Raw genomic sequence first — 1,281 nt, 5'->3', positions numbered from 1 at the left:
TGTGAGGACGCCGAAGCCGTCATGGTCGGCCTCGGATCAGTCACCGACGACGTCGAAGCCGTGGTCACCTACCTGCGCGGCAAGGGCCAGAAGGTCGGCCTCGTTGCCGTCAAGATGCTGCAGCCTTTCCCCGAGGCGGAAATCGTTGCCGCACTCGCCGGCAAGAAGGCCGTCACGGTGCTAGAGCGTTCCGACCAGACCGCGCTCACCACGCTGGTCACCCAGGTATTGTTCAAGGCACGCGAAAACGCACAGCAGGTTCGCCATCCCGGCATTCCCGCGCTGAAGGAACTTCCGCAGCTCACCACCGCCATCTTCGGTCTGGGTGGCCATGACCTGCAACCGCGCCACCTGATCGCCGCTTTCAAGAACATGGCAAGCGGCAAGAGCGCGCCGCTGGTTTATCTCGGCTCGCAGTTCTTCGCCAAGAACCCGTCGCCGCGCGTCGGCGAACTCCAGGCGCGCCTGAAGGCCGCCTATCCGGAAACCGAACTCATGGCCCTCGAAACCGAGGCCAATCCCAAGCTGCTGCCAGACGCCGCGTTCCGCGTGCGCTTCCACTCGGTGGGCGGCTACGGCACGATTGCCTCAGGCAAGCTGCTGACCGACATCCTCGCCGGCGTGCTGGGCATGCACTCCAAGTCGGCGCCGAAGTACGGCTCCGAGAAGAGTGGCGCGCCGACCAACTACTACATCACCCTGAGCCCCGAGCCGATCAAGATCACCAACGCCGAACTCGAAGATGTCGAGATCGTCATCTCGCCGGACCACAAGGTGTTCAGCCACACCAACCCGCTGCGCGGACTGGCCGAAGGCGGCACCTTCATTCTGCAGACGAATGCCACGGCCGAAGAAGTCTGGAAGGAACTGCCCGCCGCAGCGCGGAAGACCATCCGAGACCGCAAGATCCGCTTCTACATCATCGATGCCTTCGCCGTTGCGAAGAAGCACGCGCCAACGCCGGAACTCGAAACCCGCATGATGGGCATTGCCTTCATCGGCGCCATCGCCGGCCACGTCGATCGCGTTGCGGCGGATGCCTCGGCCGATGCGATCCTCGAGAAGATCCGCCAGCAGATCCTGCAGAAATTCGGCAGCAAGGGCGGTGCCGTCGTCGACGGCAACATGGGCGTCATTCGCGAAGGCGTTGAAGCAACGCGCAAGGTCGACTACGAGTCGGCAGCGTTCGCCGACGTCGAAGGCAAGTTCGCTCCCATCATGCTGCGCAACGTGTCGCTCTCGGCGTCGATGTGCAAGCCCTCCGGCACCTCATCCTGCGGC

1 protein-coding gene is annotated in these 1,281 nt (G+C 63.9%); it reads left to right on the top strand.

What is annotated here, in order from left to right; translation table 11 throughout:
• On the top strand, nt 1-1,281 hold a 1,281-nt coding region (locus tag HXX15_RS23110), incomplete at both ends, for a 2-oxoacid:acceptor oxidoreductase family protein (protein ID WP_296519255.1).

The organism is Rhodopseudomonas sp., from assembly GCF_013377015.1.
In the GTDB taxonomy this organism is placed as follows: domain Bacteria; phylum Pseudomonadota; class Alphaproteobacteria; order Rhizobiales; family Xanthobacteraceae; genus JARJEH01.
This window is presented reverse-complemented; position numbering and strand designations above follow the sequence as displayed.